Raw genomic sequence first — 2,716 nt, 5'->3', positions numbered from 1 at the left:
GCACGGTTCTGAGGGGGCCGGGATGCAGCAATGCATCCCGGCTACCCGACTCCATAAGCCCCAACGGGTCGCGCTCCACTCCTGGGCCTTCGCCCAACTGGCGGAGTTCATCGTCTACAAGGCCAAGCGGGCAGGTGTCCCGCTCGTCTTCGTCGACCCTGCGTACACGTCGCAGATGTGCTGCGAGTGTGGCCACACACACAAGAAGAACCGTGTGGACCAAGGGCTTTTCATCTGCCGGGGCTGTGGCGTCGTTGCGCACGCGGACCGGAACGCTTCCCACAACATCGCCCGACGTGGCGAGGACGTGTGGAACGCGGGGCGTGAGTCACGCGTCCCGGCCAACAGACAGAGCATCTGACGGCCAAGACGCGGGAGGCGACCTCACAGCCGGTGGGGAACCTACCCGCAAGCTCGGGCTTCTGTCCGGAAAGCTGACGAAATCCACCGCCGGTGTGGGCCTGAGCCGAGGCATCACCCGATGCGCGACCACGCCCGTGGCGGCACGGCCTATTCCCCGGCGGCCGCGCGCCGCAGCAGCTCGGCCTCTCCCGCGCGGCGCATCGCCTCGATCGGGGCCTGCCCGGCGCCGGTCATCAGCTCCACCTGGATCGCGGCCTGGTGCAGCAGCATCGGGAAGCCGCCGACGACCGGCCGCCCGGCGGCGGCCACCGCGCCCGCAAGCACGGTGGGCCACGGGCTGTAGACGACGTCGAACAGGGCCGCCGGCCCCGCGGCGACCGCCTCGGCGAGCAGGTCGGCCGCGCCCGCGGGCAGCGTGGACACCACCAGGTCGACGCCGACCCGGCCGGCGGTCTCCGACAGCGGGGCCGTTGCGATGTGCAGCGACATGCGCTCGGCCGCCCGGACTACGCCCTCGGCGCGCGCCGGGTCGCGGGCGAGCACGGTGATCGCCCCGGGCTCCACCGCGCCCAGTCGGCCCAGGGCGGCCACCGCCGATGCGGCGGTGGCGCCCCCGCCGAGGACCGCCGCCGTGCGCACGCGGGTGATGCCCGCCTCGCGCAGGGCGCCGGTGACCCCGGCGACGTCGGTGTTGCGGGCCAGGAGCCGCCCCGAATCGAACAGCAGGGTGTTGGCGACCCCCACCTCGCGCGAGGTGGAGTCGGCGTCGTGGGCGAGGTCCATCGCCGCCCGCTTGAGCGGCATGGTCAGCGACAGCCCCGCCCAGGAGTCGTCGCGGGTCTTGAGGAACCCGGCGAGGCCCGCCTCGTCGCATTCGATCCGCTCATAGCTCCACTCATCGGCGAGCCCGAGCTCGGCGTAGGCCGCCCGGTGCAGGACGGGCGACAGCGAGTGGGCGATGGGCGAGCCCAGGACCGCGGCGCGCCTCACAGATCGCCCCGGTTCGCCTCGAACTCCGCCTTGAGCACCTCGAACTCCTCATAGGTCTCGGCGTACTCGGTGACCCCGTTCTCCGGGTCGGTGGCCACGAAATACAGCCATGCGCCGTCGGCCGGGGACAGCGCGGCCTGGATGGCCTCCTCGCCCGGGCTGACGATCGGCCCGACCGGCAGGCCGGTACGCCCGTAGGTGGCGTAGCCGCTCTCGGCCTCCTTGCAGGCGGCGAGCTGGGTGTTGGTCAGCGCGATCCCGAACTCCTCGATCACATAGAAGCACGTGCTGTCCATGCCCAGCTCCATGCCCTGCTCGAGCCGGTTGTAGACGACCCGCGCGATCTTGGGCATGTCCTCGGCCGTGCCCGACTCCGCCTGCACGATCGCCGCGATCGCCATGACCTCGTTGGGGGTCAGGTCGCGCTCGGCCGCCGCCGACTCCAGGTTCGTGGACTGGGCCGCCTGGTCGAACCTGGCCACCATGCGCTGGAGGACCTCGGGCGCCTCGTCGCCCGGGGCCACGGCGTAGGTGTCGGGGAAGAGGTAGCCTTCCGGGCCTTCTTCGGCGTACTCGGGCAGCCCCAGCGCCTGGGTGTCGGCGTAGGCCGCCTCCAGCTCCTCGATCGACAGGTCGGTGTTCTCCGCGAACGCCGCGAGGATCTCCGTGGAGCGCAGCCCCTCACGGATCGTGACCTGTACGCCCACCCGCGACGAGGGGTCGAGGAGCAGCGCCACCGCGGCGGCCCCGCTCATCCCCTCGCGGAGGGTGTAGGTGCCCGGTGTGACGCCCGCTCCCTGGCCGTCCAGCGCGTTGAGGAAGGCCCGAGAGCTCGCCACGACCCCCTGCTCCTCCAGGGTCGACGCGACGGCCGCCCCCGACGCGCCCTCGTCCACGGTCACCTCGACCTCGCCGGAGCCCTCCCCGTCGAAGTCGGGCGGGAACAGGTACTGGCGGGTGACGTAGCCCCCGCCCGCGACCGCCACCACGGCGACCGCGACCACGATGGCGATGCCCTTCTTGCTCTTCTTCCCCTTCTGGTTCCCCTTCTTGCCGCGCTTGTCGGCGGCGCGGCCGCGGCGCCGGGGGTCCGTCCCGCGCGTCCCGTGGCCGCGTTGGCCCCGGCCGCGGCGCGAGCGCGGCGCCCCGGACTCGGCGGCGGACTCGGTGTCGTCGGGCTCCTCGGCGGCGTCCTCGTCGTCCGCCGGCACGGGGGCGGCCCGACGCGATCGGCGCCCGCCCTCGGCACGCGGCCCGCGCTCGTCCTCCTCGCGCGCCCCGCGGCCGCGCCCACGTCGCGGGCGCGGCGGCTCCTCGGGGTCGGCCTCGTCATCGTGCCATCCGTCGGCCTCGACCTCGGCCT

Annotated in this window: 3 protein-coding genes; 1 reads left to right on the top strand and 2 read right to left on the bottom strand. The window is 73.4% G+C overall.

Annotation, left to right across the window (positions count from 1 at the left end):
* On the top strand, positions 1 to 361 hold a 361-nt coding region (locus tag ACFOVU_RS07575), incomplete at its 5' end, for an RNA-guided endonuclease TnpB family protein (protein WP_378531144.1).
* A 149-nt stretch (positions 362 to 510) separates the two neighbouring features.
* Here ACFOVU_RS07575 and ACFOVU_RS07570 read toward each other — a convergent pair.
* On the bottom strand, positions 511 to 1,353 hold the full coding sequence (locus ACFOVU_RS07570; protein ID WP_378531141.1) for a shikimate dehydrogenase: 843 nt from the start codon (positions 1,351 to 1,353) through the stop codon (positions 511 to 513).
* A partial coding sequence (gene mltG, locus ACFOVU_RS07565) for an endolytic transglycosylase MltG (RefSeq protein ID WP_378531139.1) occupies positions 1,350 to 2,716 on the bottom strand: 1,367 nt, incomplete at its 5' end. The genes ACFOVU_RS07570 and mltG, both read right to left, overlap by 4 nt.

It is taken from the genome of Nocardiopsis sediminis (assembly GCF_042650565.1).
GTDB lineage: Bacteria > Actinomycetota > Actinomycetes > Streptosporangiales > Streptosporangiaceae > Nocardiopsis_B > Nocardiopsis_B sediminis.
The sequence above is the reverse complement of the archived record's forward strand: the minus strand, read 5'-3'. Positions and strand labels throughout refer to the sequence as shown.